Raw genomic sequence first — 16,006 nt, 5'->3', positions numbered from 1 at the left:
GTTCACTTCTTCTGTTCAGGAATGTCGCCTTTGGTTGAATCTGGGTTTTCATCACGGCCACCCCATGGAGTCAAGGTCTTGTTGAGACCAAATCTGCGAGAAAAGAGGAACTTCAAGTTCTTCCATCCGTCTCCCCAGGTGTGGATTTCAGCATCACCGACACGTGGGCGGTATGGGACTGAGATTTCAACAGCTTTCTTCTTTCCAAGATGTCGGCGTGTGATGATTTTCATTTCCTCACTTAGAGGCATGCCATCATTGGTTGGGCGAAGTTTTTCATCTTCGAAAATGGATTTCTTAAAAACCCACATTCCGGATTGGGAGTCTTTAACGCCGTATCCAAACAAGAGACGCGCAGTGAACGATAGCACCCAATTCCCAAATCCGTGAAGTCCGGACATAGAGCCGTCCTCCGCCATGGATAGCCGGTCACAGGTGATGAATTCCAACTCATCATCAATGAGTCGCTTGACCAGCTCCGGAACGAGTTCAGCAGGGTACGTACAGTCTGCGTCCATGGTGACAATGATGTCGTTTGATGCAACATCAAACCCAGTTCTGTAAGCGCGTCCGTATCCTTTCCGGTCTTCAAGATGAACACGGATTCCTTTTTCTAAGGCAATTTCACGTGTTCGGTCGGATGAGTTCCCATCCACGATCATGATCTCTAAATCTTTACACCATCCACGAGGGATGGCATCAATGGTAGGTCCTAGGGCTTCTTCCTCGTTACGAGTAGGTAGGATAACCGTCACGGTCACGGGCAACACATCGGCCATGACGCCTCCACCGTTTGGGTGGACTTGAAAGGTTTGGCTTTATTCTCAACAGAAGCAGGCACATCTTCAATGACATTCAAATGCCCGTTGACCTTGGTTATCATGATGCACATCGCCATGATATCAGCCGAATATCCTCCTCGTTGGGGCGGTATTGGCTCGGTTGTATTTCACCTGGCGGGGCATCTCGCTGAGCGAGGTCATGACGTTACAGTCATCACGAGAACGCATCAAAAACGAACACCTCGGCAACCCGGAGTCAGTGTACTCCATGTCCCCTGGCTCAAGGCACCCATGGCGTTTACCCGCTCATATGGAACACATGCTTTGACCTCTCTTCGCCGACTTCACCTCGAAAAGCCGGTAGATATTGTCCATACGCTTCTTCCGTTGGTGAGTTGGAACGAACGGGAGTATGAATGGGTCGAGGAGAACATAGCTCCCGTTGTGTCAGCATTCAATAGGAGTTGGATTGGTGAGCGAGAAGGGATGAAACTTGCAGCACGTCATAACGAATCAGCAACTTGGAAGACGCTCAATGATTTGGCCATTCTTCTCACTGCGAAGCATTATGCAAAGTACGAACAGGCAGGCCTTACGGGTTCAACCGTGAGTGTGGCGATTTCGCAGTCAACCAAACATGAATTCGAACGATGGTATAAGCCTCCCCAGGATTGGAATTGTGAGACAGTTCTCTACGGTGTTGACCACAAAGTGTATCGGCCAGTCAATCATGATGATGAAGAAGATCAACTGGCCTACGAGGCTATTCGAACCACGTATGACGCTGCCGATGAAGCTGCTCTTATTGGGAAGGCAGATACAGAAACCCCTCTCTTGCTTGCAGTTGGGAGATTGGTCGCTCGCAAAGGCCACCGAACCCTTTTGCGGGCCATGCCTGAAATCCTCAAGTCCCACCCTGGTGCCAAATTGGTCATCATCGGCAGGGGCCACATGCGCAAGACATTGATTCGACAAGCCAAACGCTTGGGAATTGGCCATGCGGTATCGATTCAACCGGGCATGAACTTTGACCGTCTTGCCTTGCATTTCCGTTCAGCAGATTTGGCCATTTATCCCTCATATTACGAAGGTCAAGGCCTTATCCCCCTCGAAGCACTAGCGAGCGGAACGCCGGTGATCACGGTGAACCAAGCGCCCTTGACGGAGATGATTGACTCGACGGTTGGAGGCCTGTTCAACCGTGGCGACCCTGCTGATTTGGCGCGAAGCGTCATTGAATCTCTCAATCAACCGGATGCCCGAACACAACAAGCACAACTCGGACGAGACCGTGTGCTGGGGAAGTACACTTACGAGCACAACGCAGAGGCATACGAGGCCATTTACTTGCGTGCCATTGAGTATTGAATCACATCTCAGCGCCTTGAATTGCCTTGACATTGAAGCGGAAGGTCATTATTCCCCGAGGGGTTCGCGAGGAACATGCAGGCAAAGGCAGTGTTCCTGGCTCTCATCATCGCAACGGTTTCTTTATCAGGTTGTTTTGGTGACCAAACCGATGAAGTCGTTGTTCCAGAGGTTGAACCAAACAACGACGGCACCTTCGTGACCGATAAGTCGGGAATGGCCGTTAATGAACCCCTATTGGATATGGAATTCTTCTTCAGCGATGTTGGAGAAGACGGCCCCGAACCAAGTCTTGGTATTACTTCCAGTGGCTGTATCTTCTTCATCGCTATGGAAAAACCAATGCGTTCCTGTGATGGTGGTCAGACATGGGAAAACATGGCGGATATCACACAAGCCCCGTTTACCAGTGATCCTTACGGCTGGGTTGACCCTGTAACGGATCGAGTCTTCAACATCCACATGATGGGGCTTGAATCCACTTGGATTGGATGGTCAGATAACGATGGTGAATCGTGGCTCGGTAATCCTCATGACTCAGGAACAACACCCCTTAATGACCACATTAAGTTGGCTTCCGGTCCTTGGATTGACAGTGCCTATGGAGCGATTGGCCAACTGAATCCAACCTACGAGACAGCAGTGTATTTCTGCTTCAATAAATTGGTTGGTATTTCTTGCTTTACCAGTTTTGATGGAGGCGCTTCTTTCGAGGTAGGCGGAGATATTGTTGGTTTGGCTTCAACCAACGGCGGGTTGCATGGAGCGATTACAACATCTCCAGATGGTACGGTTTACCTCACCCCCCGGGTTCCGACTCCGACGATATTGATGTCCAAAGACAACGGTTTGAATTGGGAAGAGAGAACCATGGGAGCCGATGCAGGAACCCCCAACCCTCGTAAGAATTCGGAAGTGGGTACTGACTCAGAATCAAATGCGTATCACGTTTGGACCGGCGAAGACCAAGGGATCTACATGTCAACAAGTGTTGACTCAGGAGAATCTTGGGCTCAAGATAGCATGCGCATCAGTCCAATTGAAGTCATTTCAACCACCTTCCCTCAAATTGACGCTGGTGACCCAGGGCGAATCGCAGTCACCTATCTCGGCAGTGAAAATACATCGCTTCTCGGCACAACCGACATCGATGGGAACAATTGGACTGGAAATGGACATTATGCTCCAAATGGCGTCCATTACCACCTCTACATCACCTACAGCCTCAACGCTCTGGATGAAAATCCAACCTTCCACACCATGCGAGTCACTCAAGACCCCGTTCAGGTTGGGGCTATGTGCCTCAACAGCGGAGATTGCCGCAGCGATCAAGGTGGTTCTAATCGTAACCTTCTTGATTTTAACGACCTGCATATTGACCTTGAAGGTCGGGTTTATGTTGCCTTTGCAGACGGTTGCATCGCTGAATGTGCATCGATGGACACACCTACTCCAGCCGATTCACGAACCAGCATGGGTGGAATGTATTACCTCGCCAAGGGACCGAGTCTCCTCCTGGAAAAGGGTGAACTTTCGCCATTGGTTTGATATCAGTTCATGCGGAAGGTCATTATCCCAATGACGATTCGGCTTTACTATGCAAGCAAGAGCTTTGTTTCTCTCTTTCATGGTTGTAACCCTCTCTTTATCGGGTTGCTTTGGTGAGAATGAGGCAAGTAAATCAACCGAGGAGCCTACTCCCTTTGACTCGCTTCCAAGTACAACCACCTGGTATCACTACCCCGGTGGAATTAACGCAACCAATGCATCAATTGGCTTTGAAAATTTAACCGGTAATTCGACTCCTTATCCCGCCCTAGGTACTTACTATGGAATTGGCGACACGACCTTTGAGCCAACCATTGGAGTGACTTCTACGGGGGGCATTCATTTCGCATCTTTTGGAGGTGCAGGCTCTGGGACCATGGTCTATAGTTCAATGGACCAAGGGCAAACATGGAACAATATGGGGCCCTTTAATCCAATCTTGCCGATTGAAGTTGGGCAAGTCCCTTCATCCAACGACCCTTACATTTACGTTGACAAGTGGACCGATCGAATCGTCAAATTCGACATGCACGCGCTCACCGCTATGTTTGTAGAATACTCCGATGATGACGGCGAAACATGGTCCATTCCTTTCTCTGCAGAAGGGTACTACAGCCCACAAGACCACCAATCAATTGCTTCTATGCCCGACGTTGACGGTATAGGGCTCTACGATACGATCTTTGTGTTCTGCATCAACACTGGAAGTTCGGCTGCTGGGCCGCAATGCTCCCGCTCGCTTGACGGGGCGCATACATGGGACATTCAACGTCCAGGGTACCCGACAGGGACCGCTCAGTGTTCAGGCTTGCACGGTCACCTTGCAGGTTCCAACGATGGAGCAATTTATCGCGGCAACCCATCGTGCGATGGGCCTGCTGTGTACCGAAGTATTGACGGTGGCTATTCATGGACTGAGCACACCATTACCACCGAGGTTCCAATGCAGGACGGATGGCACAGCCACGAAGTTGCTGTTGCAACCGATGAAGCTGGAAATCTCTTCGCATCTTGGATCAGTGTAGACCAAATGCCCTGGATGGCTTATTCAAGGGACCAAGGCGAAACCTGGTCTGAACCCATGATGGTTGCACCACCGGAAGTGACGGAAACGGGATTCCCTACGATTTTCGCCGGAGACGAAGGGCGTGTTGTTGTCGGGTACATTGGGGAGAACGTCGATAACGGCGGATGGTCCGGCTACATGTCGGTCATGACCGATGCGTTCGCAGATAATCCGCTCATTACCTCAGTAGCGGTCAATGCCCCAGATGACCCGTTGGACTCTACAGATGATTGTGGAAACGTTCGCTGTGGCGGGTTTGGAGATTTCATCGATGTTGAATTGGACGATGAGGGCCGCCCGTGGATTGCGCTCGCCCACAACGTCAACGGCGAACTTGGAATCGTAGGGACCTATGTTTACGGGCCAGCATTGTACGGTGACTTGATGTTGCTTCCTGAGATTACTGCCGGTGGCCCCTCAACGTTGTGAGTGAATGGCACTGCTGAACCTTTGGTCATTGTCTCATTTTGCGATATGGTCCACTGCTGGCCGTTGGACGAACCTCAACTGGACCGTGTTTTTCGTGCTCTCCATTTCTTGGGAATGCTTTGAATGGGTCATTGACGGTCAACCGTGGGCTTCGTTCGCTGTAGAACCGCTGGAGAACAAACTATCAGACCTTGTTGTGAACACGGTTGGGTTCTGGCTGGGTAGGCGCTTGAAAATCGATTGAAGGACACCGAAACGTTGGTGCCCAGATTCTTCCAAACGTTGGAAGGTGTTGTTTACGAAGTAAACAGCCGTGCTTTGACCTTCCGCAGATTTAGTCTCGCACCGAGGAGAACCTTCCGCCAGAGTGAAAGTCGAACAGGTTGACTGAAGACATCACCGGACCGACGAACGATTTCCCCGAGTATGGATTGGTAAGCATCGGACATAATTTCGGGCTGTACTCGGGCTCGTGCATCAAGGTATCCAAACAGGTGGTTTGCGGATTCACGATGACGTTTAATCATCTCCACATATTCAATGATGAAACCTTTCCATGAGGGAGATTTAGCAACATTAGGCCGTTGCAAGTCGTCAATCGAAATGCCATGAGATGCAAGAATGTCGAGAGGAAGGTAGACTCGGCCACGCTCCATATCTTCGTTGATGTCTCGTAAAACATTGATCAATTGCATTTGAATTCCAAGGTCAACGGCGTGGAGTTGGGCTGCTCTGTCTTCATAACCATAGATCTCAATCAAGATGAGGCCAACAGCTGACGCAACCTTGTAACAGTAAGAGCGCAGTTCATCCCAAGTTTTGTTTTGTACTGGATAAAGGTCGTCTTCCATTCCTTCGAGGACAGTTTCAAAGTCGTGGATTTTGATTGGGAACCTTCCAAATACATCTTGTAAGGCAATAAAAATTGGATGATCGCTGGAGGTGATTTCATTTTCTTTGGCCTTATGGATTTTGATTCGTATGTCGACCAGCGCCATCAGGCGTCGGCGGTGCTCCTCGTCAGGGAGCGTTGGTTCCTTACCCTCATGAATCTCGCTAATAATGCGTTGACGTGCATCGGTGGCCTCACGGAGTGAATTTGTTTCCAAAATAGAAGGTTCTTCATCTCCGTCGACGATGTCATCCACCCAACGGCAGAGGGCGTAGACGGCATGAACGGCTCTTCTCTTGTCGTACTGTAAAGCAGAAAACGATGAAAAGAAGGTTGTGGATGCTTCACGGCATACCGCTTCGCAATAGCGAAACGCATTGTCTATCAGCAACTGCCTCATGGTGATCCCTCAAGCGCTCGTTGGTGTTCCCGGAAGGTTTTCTTTTCGCTTTTGTTTGAGTGCATTCCGCCCTTGCTTGGAGCGCTTTCGGCTCTCAAACCACGTGTCAACTCCGTTCCAGTCAGGAATGATTCCTAGACTATCAAGAAGCAATTTGCTGCTGATTCGGGCCGACTCATAGATGACTGGCAGTCCACTTCCAGGATGTGTTCCGCCACCAACAAGGTACAGGTTTGCGATTTCGTCAAATTGATTCTTTGGTCGGCGCCACAGCATTTGGTCGAGGCCGTGAGCGAGGTTGAATACCGCTCCACGATAGCAGTGGTCGCCCCAATCTTCTGGAGTGATGACGAGTTCGGTTTGGATGTGCTCGCGAATGTTTTCAAAGCCGAGTTTGGCTTCAATTTGGTCAATGATTCGGTCTCGGTATGCGTCCTTTTCTTCTTCCCAGTTGATGTTTTCGTGAATGTGCGATACTGGGACGAGGGCATAGATGGTCGAACACCCTTCAGGGGCCAGACCGGGGTCGGTAACACATGCGTTCTGGACATAGACCGAGGGGTCGTCCCATGTGATTCTGTGATGTTCCTCAATGTCTTCAAGATTGGATTCGTAATTTTCTGAGGCATAGATTTGGTGATGCGGAAGGTTGTCAAATGTTTTGTTAACGCCGAGATAGAGCATGAAGGTGGAACAAGAGTACTTTTTCTTGTCCAATTTTTTATTGTTCCACTTCTTTCGAGACTTGTCAGGGAACAGTTGTGTCATTCCGTTAGCAAAGTCGGCGTTCATGATGACTCGGTCAGCGAGGAAATCGCCCTCTTTTGTGGTCACTCCCTTGATCGCTTTTCCATCCATGATCACCTTCTCGACTTCTTCTTCCATGCGGAAGGTAACGCCAAGGTCACGTGCTATGCCCGCCATGCGTTCACTAACGCTGCCGAGTCCACCCATGGGATGGAAGATTCCGTATTCGTATTCAAGATAAGCAAGCATGGTAAACAGGCTGGGGCAATTGAAGGGTGACATTCCCAAATACTTGGTTTGGAACGACATAGCAAGCATGAGGCGGTCATCATCGAAGAGTTTCATCAGGTCACCAGCCACACTTCGTTGTGGGCGGAGCACACTCGCCACGCGGAAGGCTCGCTTTGAGAGCAGGTCGGTTGGGCCGTACCAAGGCTCTTGGAGGCATGCTTTGGATTTGTTGAGTTTGTTGCTGTTGTCCTCAACGTAGCGCTTGAATGCCTCAGCATTGCTGTCACCAGAAAGGGTTCGAATTCGCTCGGTCATCTCAGTGAGGTCGCTTGTGCAATCAAGTTGACCTCCTTGTCCGAAAATGAGGCGGTAGTTCATGTCAAGTTTGTTGAGTTTCAGTTCTTCATGGGCATCCATTCCAATGGCTTTGAAGATGTCTTCAATCACTTCAGGATAGTGGAAAAATGTTGGGCCAAGGTCGAACTTATAGCCATCTCGCTCAAACACCTTATTCCGGCCACCAACAGCCTTAGAACGCTCAAAAACGGTAACGTCTACGCCGGATTTTGCAAGCAAGAGGGAGGATGCAAGACCTCCAGGTCCCGCCCCGATTATAGCCACTTTTGGTCGTGCAGTCGTGCTCATAGTTTATGTGGATTCGATTGGACATATAAAGGCAGGTTTTTAGCCGCAAATTTATGAAGCCGAAAAATATCATTATTGCGCGCCAAAGAGGTCACTTGATAATTGAATGAGGGTCAATCAAAACCGAGAATTCATCAAGATACGGCCCCATTGAGCTGATAAGGTCAACTTCAGGGTGGCCTTTGAGCACCATTCCATCCATGTACATGAGGGAACGAATAATTGGAAATGCTTCTTCGCCGAAGGAACATCCCGCCAGTACAGCAGCCTTGACCGTCTTCATCATCTGCTCGGTGAGGGAGACTTCACTCACGGAAGTACCAACGAACCCGTCGTAGAGGCTGTTCATGGAATCGTAATATGTCTGAAGTGTTTTCCCAGTGGGTTGAACGTCCGCCATCGTAAGCATGGCATCGTAAGCGTGACGCAGTTCCCCTTTGGCGAGGAAGTAGAAGAATCCAAACAAAGCATTCCGGACATGATCCGGAGCGTTGCAAATCGCTCCAGTATCAATAAAGATGAAGTTGCCTTTGTCGTCCATCATCGCGTTACCGGGATGAAGGTCGCCATGGAATGTGCCGATTCCGAACATAAACGCTCCATGGATGCGAAACAATTCAAGCATGTCGGGCCAACTGAGCGTTCCCTCTTCCAGGTGTTGCTCAAGGGTAGGGTGAACGATTTCTTCCATAACGAGTACGTGGCGGTTCGAGAGTTCATCCCACATTTTTGGGAAACGAAGCTTAGGCATAGGGAAGTTCTTCTCGATTTCGTCCGCCTTGGAGATCAAGTCGTTCCGCCCCGATATCTCATTTGTAAGGTTTAACTCACGAAGTGTGTAATCTTCGATGTGAGCCAAAAGTCCAATCGGGTTGCCCACCTTTCTCAGTTTACGACGAAAGAACAGCCCAATCGTTATCCATCGCTTCATGCGTCGTACGTCTCGTTTGAACGAGACTTCAAAATCGGCTTTGATGATTTTGACGACGACCTTACTCCCATCGTTGAGAACACCGCGATGAATTTGCCCGATGCTAGCGGCAGCAAAGGGGTCCTTGTCCAGACTTTTGAAATGGTCCATGAACCCCGAAGGGGCGAACCGTTGGAGTAGATTTTGCGAATCTTCCGTTGGAATGGTTGCTCCTCTGCTGTACAACTGCTGGAGCTCTATGCAGCGGTCGGGGTCAATAAGGTCGGGCCGAAGGGCAAAGATTTGGCCAAGCTTGACCGCCAACAAGCCCATGGATTGTATGGCATCAACATCGATTGGTTTTTTTCCCTTCAGTTGCCGGAAGAAGCGAAGGAAGGTTAAGAGTTTCATGGCCGTTCACCTTTGGTTCAGTCAACCAATTCCATGGCTTTTGGTTCGTGACGATGAATGAGGTAGTGCCACAGGTTGTCCGATGTTCCTTTTCCTTCGGTGCGTTGAATGACGACGTTAGCATCTTTCGTGAACCGAGTCGAGAGAGCACCTTCGATGATCCCATCGTCCATTTCCCACATGGGTAATGCATCCGGGTCAGATACAGGCGGGTGGTTGAGGCCGACAATAACATGAAACTGAGGGTCAACATCGTATTGCAACATGCCCAATCCAGCATGCTCCCACCAGTCCATCATCTCATCGAGAAATTCGATATCATTTTCTATAGAGCGGAGGGAGAAGGCGATTTCACGGCCAACACGGTTTCCGATTTGACGAAGCATCCGCCCCAAGTCAATCCCCAACACTTTCAGGTTCGAAAGTTTCCCTTCGGTAAGTTGCTTTCGAGCTTCATTGACTTCCTGTCCGGCAGCAAAGAAAGCCTCCGGGTCAAACGGCGTGTCTCCTTCTGGAAACTCACCGTCAAAGCCAAGCGCCACTGAGACATTTTTCAAGAACGAACCTTCACCGATTGTCAGGCGTAGCGGGTCATTGATTTGGTTCTCAGTAAATCGAGCTCGGGCAGTTTCCAAAGGAACTGCGGCCTCCCAAATTGCATCGATGAGATGGAGGTGTGCTTGTGAGAAGGGTGACGACTCAATGATGAGCGCAGCATCTTCTTTTCCACGTCCGACGGGGTTGTCTTCGATGTTCAAGTATTGAATGACTTCAGACTGGTCTTGGACGAATCCAAGCGAATCCAATTCGTCAGAATGACGCACCTCGATACTTGAGTTGAGTTGGTCAAAGAACCGGAGTGTGCGTCCATCAAGATGTGTAATGATTTGCACGACTACGCCGCGTACCGCTGCTGTGTTAACTGCCTCCAAAGCATCTGGGTTGCGGCAGAGGTGAAGAATTCCAAATTGACCGAGAAGGAGAATCAATCGCTCTTCCGATTCGTTAGCCATCTTTTGAAGCCTGTTGTAGATGTGGGTGCGTTCTTTGAGTACAGCGAACCGTGGGTCGTCAATGTCACGTCGTTGCTTCTCGTACGACGCATCGCTCTCTGTAATGCCCTGGGAAAGGTCTTCAAAACCACCAACCAATCGGTCGAGTTGCTGCTTTCGTGATTGGATGATGTGTTCCATGGCTTCATTGACACGGAGGCTGGAAAAGAGCATTGGGCGGTCAGCTGTAGCCGTAACGATCCCCATCTCTTGCAGTCGAGAGAGACTGTTGTAGGCGTCCAAGCGTGTGGTGTTGAGCTCCTTAGCAAGTTCGGATGCCTTCATTCTTGGACGAGACCCGAGGATGAGGATGGAGCGCACCTCGCGCTCATTGAGGCCTGCCTCGAGGAGGAGTTCTTCCCACATTTCACTCACCTCCGGCGACCGTGGATATGTCTCCGAGAATCTTTGCGACGTGGCGGCGTGGCCTGAACAACCAGTCGTACACGTATTGAATGGTATTGTCGGGTCCTATGAGGAACGATGACTTGGCGGGAAACTGGCCGAGGTGCATCGGCACATTGTACATCGTGCCCACAATTCGTTCGGGGTCAGCGAGTAAAGGGAAGGGCAAATCTCCGAGTTCAAGTTTGAACGATGCTTGTTCTTCAACCGTGCCTGGGCCGATTCCAACAATTGAGCACCCAGCGGACTGGAACAGGTCGTGTTGTTGTTTGAAGGTCAGGCACCCTCGTTTGCACGTGGGAGAGTTGTGTCTTGAGTAGAAGAAAACGACGCGCCATGTGCCGTTGAGTGAGGCGCTATCAAAGACATCTCCTGTATCGGTTTCAAGTTTAAATTGGGGGGCCGGTTGGCCGACGAGATTTATTTTCATGTGAATTCCTCAGACCGGTAGTATATGGCCCATTCTATCGGCCTTGGTCTGTAGATATGAACGGTTCTGTGCGCAATGCCCTACGATAATGGGCACTCGCGACTTGACCTCGATGCCGTAGTCCATGAGTTGAGCCTTCTTGTCGGGGTTGTTGGTAATCAATTCTACAGAGGTGACGCCCATTGAATAGAGCATTTCCGCAGCGAAATCATAGGTGCGCCCGTCTGCAGGAAGGCCAAGCGCTAGGTTTGCATCCAGTGTGTCGTATCCGATGTCTTGAAGGGCGTAGGCTTGCATTTTTGAATACAGGCCAATCCCTCTCCCTTCTTGCCGCAGGTAGACAATGGCTCCGCTTCCTGCTTCTTGAACGGCTTTCATCGAGGCTTGGAGTTGCGGGCCGCAATCACAGCGGAGCGATCCAAATGCGTCTCCGGTTAGACATTCCGAGTGCATGCGAACGAGCGGTGTTCCTTGAGAGATGTCTCCTACATAGAGGATGGAGTGCTCCTTGCCGTCGCTAGGGTCTCTGAACGCACGAATTCGAAATTCTCCGTGCTCGGTAGGGAGGATGGCGTCCGCCTGGGGTTTGGGTGTCACTGGTAGTGCGCTTGGTGCTTGCATGTTAAAAAAATTATACATTTTTACATATAAACTGCTGTTCACATCCGGCCAAAGGGCTAAACGGTTCTTCATATAGTGAGTGATGAAATTTTAGTGTTATGGGCAGACTGATGTGCGATTTAGGGGTTGCAGCACGGGTCGTCCAAAACAACAAAATTTTACTCGTCCAAGAAGCCAGAGGAAGGTTCTCTGGTTGCTGGGGTTTGCCGAAAGGGCACGTTGAGGCAGGTGAAAGTCCGGAACAGGCTGTACTACGAGAGTTGGTTGAAGAAACCGAACTCAGAGGTGTCGTTCTCGGCCTAGCTGCAGTCCGCACCGCTCTCAAGAGCGATGACCCAGCGGTTTTCTTGTGCTACGATGTGGCCAGTAGAACCTCTTCGATCATCGACCAATCCGACGAGATCTCTGCAGCGGGCTGGTATTCCCTCATGCAATTAAACCAACTGACTTGGGTTTCTGAGACCATGCAACAACTCGCTATTGATGGTTTGAGCCAACGACAAACAATGGAGGCCACCAATGGTTTGACCCCACGAGACACCCCATATGCTGTTTACAGAACGAATCGAAACCTCATGACCAACACGGGGGTCTCGCTGTGATTCCACCTGGAAGACTCAACGTTCACGGAGCGCTCAATACCAAGGGCAATTTCGTTGTCTATTGGATGACATCAGCACGCCGAGCCCACTGGAATCACGCGCTAGAACACGCAGTAGATTTGGCCAACCAACACCAACAACCGCTCGTTGTGATCGAATGTCTTGCTCTCAACCACCGGTGGGCCAACGACCGCATCTCAACGTTTGTCCTCCAAGGAATGATTGACAATCGGGCCGCCTTCGCTCAGACCGGAGTCACTTATATCCCGTATGTCGAAACTCGGCCTAAGGAGGCTTCAGGTCTCCTCGAAGTTTGGCTAAAAGAAGCAACAGCATGCGTGATTGATGACTTTCCAACGTATTATCCTCGCCATGTTCTCGACACCGCATTGCAGTTCAATACCTGCGAACTTCACGTCGTCGATTCAAACGGCTTCATGGCTATGCGGGCTCAAGGCCGTGACTTTACTACTGCCTACTCGCTTCGCCGTCACCTGCACAAAACCATTCTCGAACACATGTATGAATTTCCGCTCGCCAACCCGCTGGACAACGCCAGAAACCTCCCTATGATCGATGCAACACTGATCGAGGACATTTTCGCAAAAAGCAACACCCCCCTTACTCCATACGAATACCTATGGCGGGTTGCCGAAGGAGGGGATGTCGGGAAAAACGCGCTCTCCAAGCTTAAAATCGACCACACGGTCCCTCCTGTTCTCACCAAAAAAGGAGGGAGCGTTGAAGCCCGTCGGCGATGGAAAGAATTCTTGAGCAAACGACTTGTCAACTACAACGAGATGCGCAACCAACCCCAAGAAAAGGGTGCGAGTGGAATTTCACCCTGGCTTCATTTTGGCCACATTGGTATTCATCAAATCATCAACGAGATTTTTACCGCTTACAGGTGGGACGTCTCAATGGTCACTCCCCCTAACGATGGACGAAGAAGCGGTTGGTGGGGCCTTCCCGAACCCGTTGAGGCTTTCCTTGACCAAATCATCACTTGGAGGGACATTGGATTCATTCATTGCGCGATGAACCCCGACCACACGGAATTCTCCTCGCTCCCGCAATGGGCCCAAACCACCTTGGCTGAGCATTCAAACGACGAACGCCCTTACATCTACACCTTTGAACAGTTTGAAAAGGCCCAAACCCACGACCCACTTTGGAATGCTGCTCAACAACAATTGAGGCAAGAAGGCATTATTCACAATTATTTGCGAATGCTTTGGGGCAAGAAAATACTGGAATGGTCACCCGACCCCCAAACAGCGATGGAATGGATGATTGCCCTCAATGACCGATGGGCCCTCGACGGGCGAGATCCAAATTCATACACCGGTATCGGATGGGTATTGGGCAAGTTTGACCGTGGTTGGACTGAACGCGATGTCTTCGGAAAAATAAGGTGCATGACCAGCGCTTCAACCATGCGTAAATTCAAAACCAAAGCCTACATTGAAAAATACAGTCAAGGGCACACCCAACAAACCGTGTTGGGTTCGGGCCCTTCACTTTACACCGCTCACCAATGAGAGACGATTGCAGATGCCGACCTACGAACACATTGGCGATTTTGAGATGCCCGTTGACCGAGTATGGCAGTGGTACGACAGCCCGGGGGCGTTCCGAAGAATCATGCCTGAGTGGGAAGGAATCACCCCAATCCAAGCAGGGGCCCTCAAAAACGGTGAGGAAACCAAGTTCAAGGTCAGCCTCGGTCCAATCAAGCAGAAATGGATCGCCCGTCATCACGATGTGGTTGAGGGGGAAGTCTTTCACGACAGGATGGTCAAAGGCCCCTTCGGTGCCTGGGACCATGAACATCGATTTCTTCCGGTCGACGGAACTTCTTCTAAAATTCACGATACGGTTCAGTGGAAACTTCCTTTCCACATGCTGACATGGTGGACCGCCCCGTTCACCGTTAAAGGTCGAATGGACCAAATGTTCGCCTACCGGACACAACGTGTTCAATCGGATTTGTCGCGAATCGCTATGTTTGACCACATGCCTCGCCAAAAGGTGTTGGTCACCGGTTCAACAGGACTGATCGGAATGCAACTCTGCGCCTTTTTGGCAGCGGCTGGTCACAACATCACACGGCTGGTACGACCAACAACTCGGCTCCCCCCAGATGCTTCCAACGATTCGGTCATTGTATGGGATGATGTCAAAGGAACCGTCCTTGAAGGGGATTTGAACGGCTTTGATACGGTAATACACCTTGCAGGAGCCGGAATTGGAGATAAGCGTTGGAACAAAAAACGCAAGGAACTTATTGAAACGAGCAGAACCGTCCCAACGAGGAATTTAGCAACCCTCCTCGCAAACTTGAATCAGCCGCCGAAGACATTCCTCTCCGGTTCTGCTATCGGGTTTTATGGGGACCGGGGCGATGAAGTGCTCGATGAAACTTCAGAAGGTGGCGATAATTTCCTCGCAGGCACCGTGCGCCGGTGGGAAGAATCCGCACAACCAGCAGCAGATGCCGGAATACGCACTGCATGGATGCGAACTGGAATCGTAGTCACGCCCATGGGCGGGGCGTTGAAGAAACTCCTTCTTCCTGCAAATTTGGGAGCCGGTGGCCCGGTTGGTGGCGGCAAACAATACTACTCCTGGGTTTCTCTTGACGATCAAATCTATGCCATCCATCATCTGATGATGACGCCGGAATGCGAAGGTCGATTCAATTTGACAGCACCGAACCCCCTTACCCAGAAACAGTTTGCAAAAGCAATGGGGAAAGTCATGCGTCGCCCAGCCTTCGCACCGCTGCCCGGCTTTGTCCTCAAGATTCTTTTAGGCGAAATGGCGCAATCTTTAGTCCTGGACGGTCAACGGGTTCTACCTAATCGCTTGGTGGAAAGCGGTTATTCGTTTCAACATCAGAACTTGGAAGCCTGTTTGCGCCAATGCCTTGGTAAACAGAAACTCACAAGGTGAACATGTGAGCGCAGCGACTTCTTGGGTTGGCCAGCCTTTTCCAACGTTCAATATGCGAGCGGATGACGGCCAGCAATGGGATAACGAACGGCTTCATGGATCATGGAGCGTGTTTTTTTTCTATCCAAAAGACAGATCGCCTGGCTGCAGTGTCCAAGCTCAAACCTTTGCTAAGGAAGAAGAACAATTCGCAGCTTATGGGGCTCGTCTGTTCGGTGTCTCGAGTGACTCCATTCAATCCCATGCAGAGTTCAAGTGCGATATTGGTGGGAACCTTGTTTTATTGAGCGACGAAAAATCCCAACTTCGCAAAAAATTGCGATTGGGCCGTACCCTTGGAATCATTCCTCAAAGAGTGACGTTTGTGGTCGACCCACATGGTACGGTGAAATGGGTTCTCAATTCACAACTTGGTGTAAAAAAGCACGTTTACGGGTCGCTGAGGTATCTTTCAGCCCTCTAAGTCGCTGAAATGTGCGCATGCCTCGCAGGAGAGGTTTTGATAATCCAAT

15 protein-coding genes are annotated in these 16,006 nt (G+C 50.3%); 8 read left to right on the top strand and 7 right to left on the bottom strand.

Annotated features, from left to right (window positions below; all coding sequences use genetic code 11):
- Nucleotides 1–2: 2 nt before the first annotated feature.
- A complete protein-coding gene (locus tag AAA857_RS02055; protein WP_338172568.1) occupies nucleotides 3–779 on the bottom strand; it encodes a glycosyltransferase family 2 protein in 777 nt (258 codons plus the stop codon).
- A gap of 24 nt (nucleotides 780–803) precedes the next feature.
- Here AAA857_RS02055 and AAA857_RS02050 point away from each other — a divergent pair, with 24 nt between their 5' ends.
- The 4 genes from AAA857_RS02050 (at nucleotide 804) to AAA857_RS02035 (ending at nucleotide 5,437) form a co-directional block, all read left to right on the top strand.
- On the top strand, nucleotides 804–2,150 hold the full coding sequence (locus AAA857_RS02050; RefSeq protein WP_338172565.1) for a glycosyltransferase family 4 protein: 1,347 nt from the start codon (nucleotides 804–806) through the stop codon (nucleotides 2,148–2,150).
- Nucleotides 2,151–2,225: 75 nt separating this feature from the next.
- Nucleotides 2,226–3,698: a sialidase family protein gene (locus AAA857_RS02045; protein WP_338172563.1), complete on the top strand. Its 1,473-nt coding sequence runs from the start codon at nucleotides 2,226–2,228 to the stop codon at nucleotides 3,696–3,698.
- 79 nt (nucleotides 3,699–3,777) lie between these two features.
- Complete coding sequence (locus tag AAA857_RS02040; protein ID WP_338172561.1) at nucleotides 3,778–5,193, top strand: sialidase family protein; 1,416 nt, start codon at nucleotides 3,778–3,780, stop codon at nucleotides 5,191–5,193.
- A gap of 4 nt (nucleotides 5,194–5,197) precedes the next feature.
- Nucleotides 5,198–5,437 (top strand): hypothetical protein, encoded by a 240-nt coding sequence (locus tag AAA857_RS02035; RefSeq protein ID WP_338172559.1) that lies wholly within the window; start codon nucleotides 5,198–5,200, stop codon nucleotides 5,435–5,437.
- Nucleotides 5,438–5,489: 52 nt separating this feature from the next.
- On the opposite strand, the gene AAA857_RS02030 is transcribed toward AAA857_RS02035, so the two are convergent.
- The 6 genes from AAA857_RS02030 to ribA form a co-directional block, all read right to left on the bottom strand.
- Complete coding sequence (locus tag AAA857_RS02030; RefSeq protein WP_338172557.1) at nucleotides 5,490–6,485, bottom strand: phytoene/squalene synthase family protein; 996 nt, start codon at nucleotides 6,483–6,485, stop codon at nucleotides 5,490–5,492.
- A 9-nt stretch (nucleotides 6,486–6,494) separates the two neighbouring features.
- Nucleotides 6,495–8,108: a phytoene desaturase family protein gene (crtI, locus tag AAA857_RS02025; RefSeq protein WP_338172555.1), complete on the bottom strand. Its 1,614-nt coding sequence runs from the start codon at nucleotides 8,106–8,108 to the stop codon at nucleotides 6,495–6,497.
- A 91-nt stretch (nucleotides 8,109–8,199) separates the two neighbouring features.
- Nucleotides 8,200–9,429 carry an AarF/UbiB family protein gene (locus AAA857_RS02020; RefSeq protein WP_338172550.1) on the bottom strand — a complete coding sequence of 410 codons (1,230 nt, stop codon included), beginning with the start codon at nucleotides 9,427–9,429 and terminating at the stop codon, nucleotides 8,200–8,202.
- 17 nt (nucleotides 9,430–9,446) lie between these two features.
- Nucleotides 9,447–10,847 carry a helix-turn-helix domain-containing protein gene (locus AAA857_RS02015; protein ID WP_338172548.1) on the bottom strand — a complete coding sequence of 467 codons (1,401 nt, stop codon included), beginning with the start codon at nucleotides 10,845–10,847 and terminating at the stop codon, nucleotides 9,447–9,449.
- Between the two features lies 1 nt (nucleotide 10,848).
- Nucleotides 10,849–11,316 carry a redoxin domain-containing protein gene (locus AAA857_RS02010; RefSeq protein ID WP_338172546.1) on the bottom strand — a complete coding sequence of 156 codons (468 nt, stop codon included), beginning with the start codon at nucleotides 11,314–11,316 and terminating at the stop codon, nucleotides 10,849–10,851.
- A gap of 9 nt (nucleotides 11,317–11,325) precedes the next feature.
- Nucleotides 11,326–11,937, bottom strand: a complete 612-nt coding sequence (gene ribA, locus AAA857_RS02005; protein WP_338172544.1) for a GTP cyclohydrolase II — start codon at nucleotides 11,935–11,937, stop codon at nucleotides 11,326–11,328.
- Between the two features lie 98 nt (nucleotides 11,938–12,035).
- On the opposite strand from ribA, the gene AAA857_RS02000 reads away from it, so the two are divergent.
- Genes AAA857_RS02000 through AAA857_RS01985 form a run of 4 tightly spaced genes read left to right on the top strand, consistent with a single transcriptional unit; the run spans nucleotide 12,036 to nucleotide 15,957 of the window.
- On the top strand, nucleotides 12,036–12,539 hold the full coding sequence (locus tag AAA857_RS02000; protein WP_338172542.1) for an NUDIX domain-containing protein: 504 nt from the start codon (nucleotides 12,036–12,038) through the stop codon (nucleotides 12,537–12,539).
- Nucleotides 12,536–14,080 carry a hypothetical protein gene (locus AAA857_RS01995; protein WP_338172540.1) on the top strand — a complete coding sequence of 515 codons (1,545 nt, stop codon included), beginning with the start codon at nucleotides 12,536–12,538 and terminating at the stop codon, nucleotides 14,078–14,080. Before AAA857_RS02000 ends, AAA857_RS01995 begins: the two co-directional genes overlap by 4 nt.
- A gap of 13 nt (nucleotides 14,081–14,093) precedes the next feature.
- On the top strand, nucleotides 14,094–15,494 hold the full coding sequence (locus tag AAA857_RS01990) for a TIGR01777 family oxidoreductase (RefSeq protein ID WP_338172538.1): 1,401 nt from the start codon (nucleotides 14,094–14,096) through the stop codon (nucleotides 15,492–15,494).
- Between the two features lie 4 nt (nucleotides 15,495–15,498).
- A complete protein-coding gene (locus AAA857_RS01985) occupies nucleotides 15,499–15,957 on the top strand; it encodes a peroxiredoxin (protein WP_338172536.1) in 459 nt (152 codons plus the stop codon).
- The last annotated feature ends 49 nt before the right edge of the window (nucleotides 15,958–16,006 follow it).

It is taken from the genome of Candidatus Poseidonia alphae (genome assembly GCF_943787815.1).
GTDB lineage: Archaea > Thermoplasmatota > Poseidoniia > Poseidoniales > Poseidoniaceae > Poseidonia > Poseidonia alphae.
This window is presented reverse-complemented; position numbering and strand designations above follow the sequence as displayed.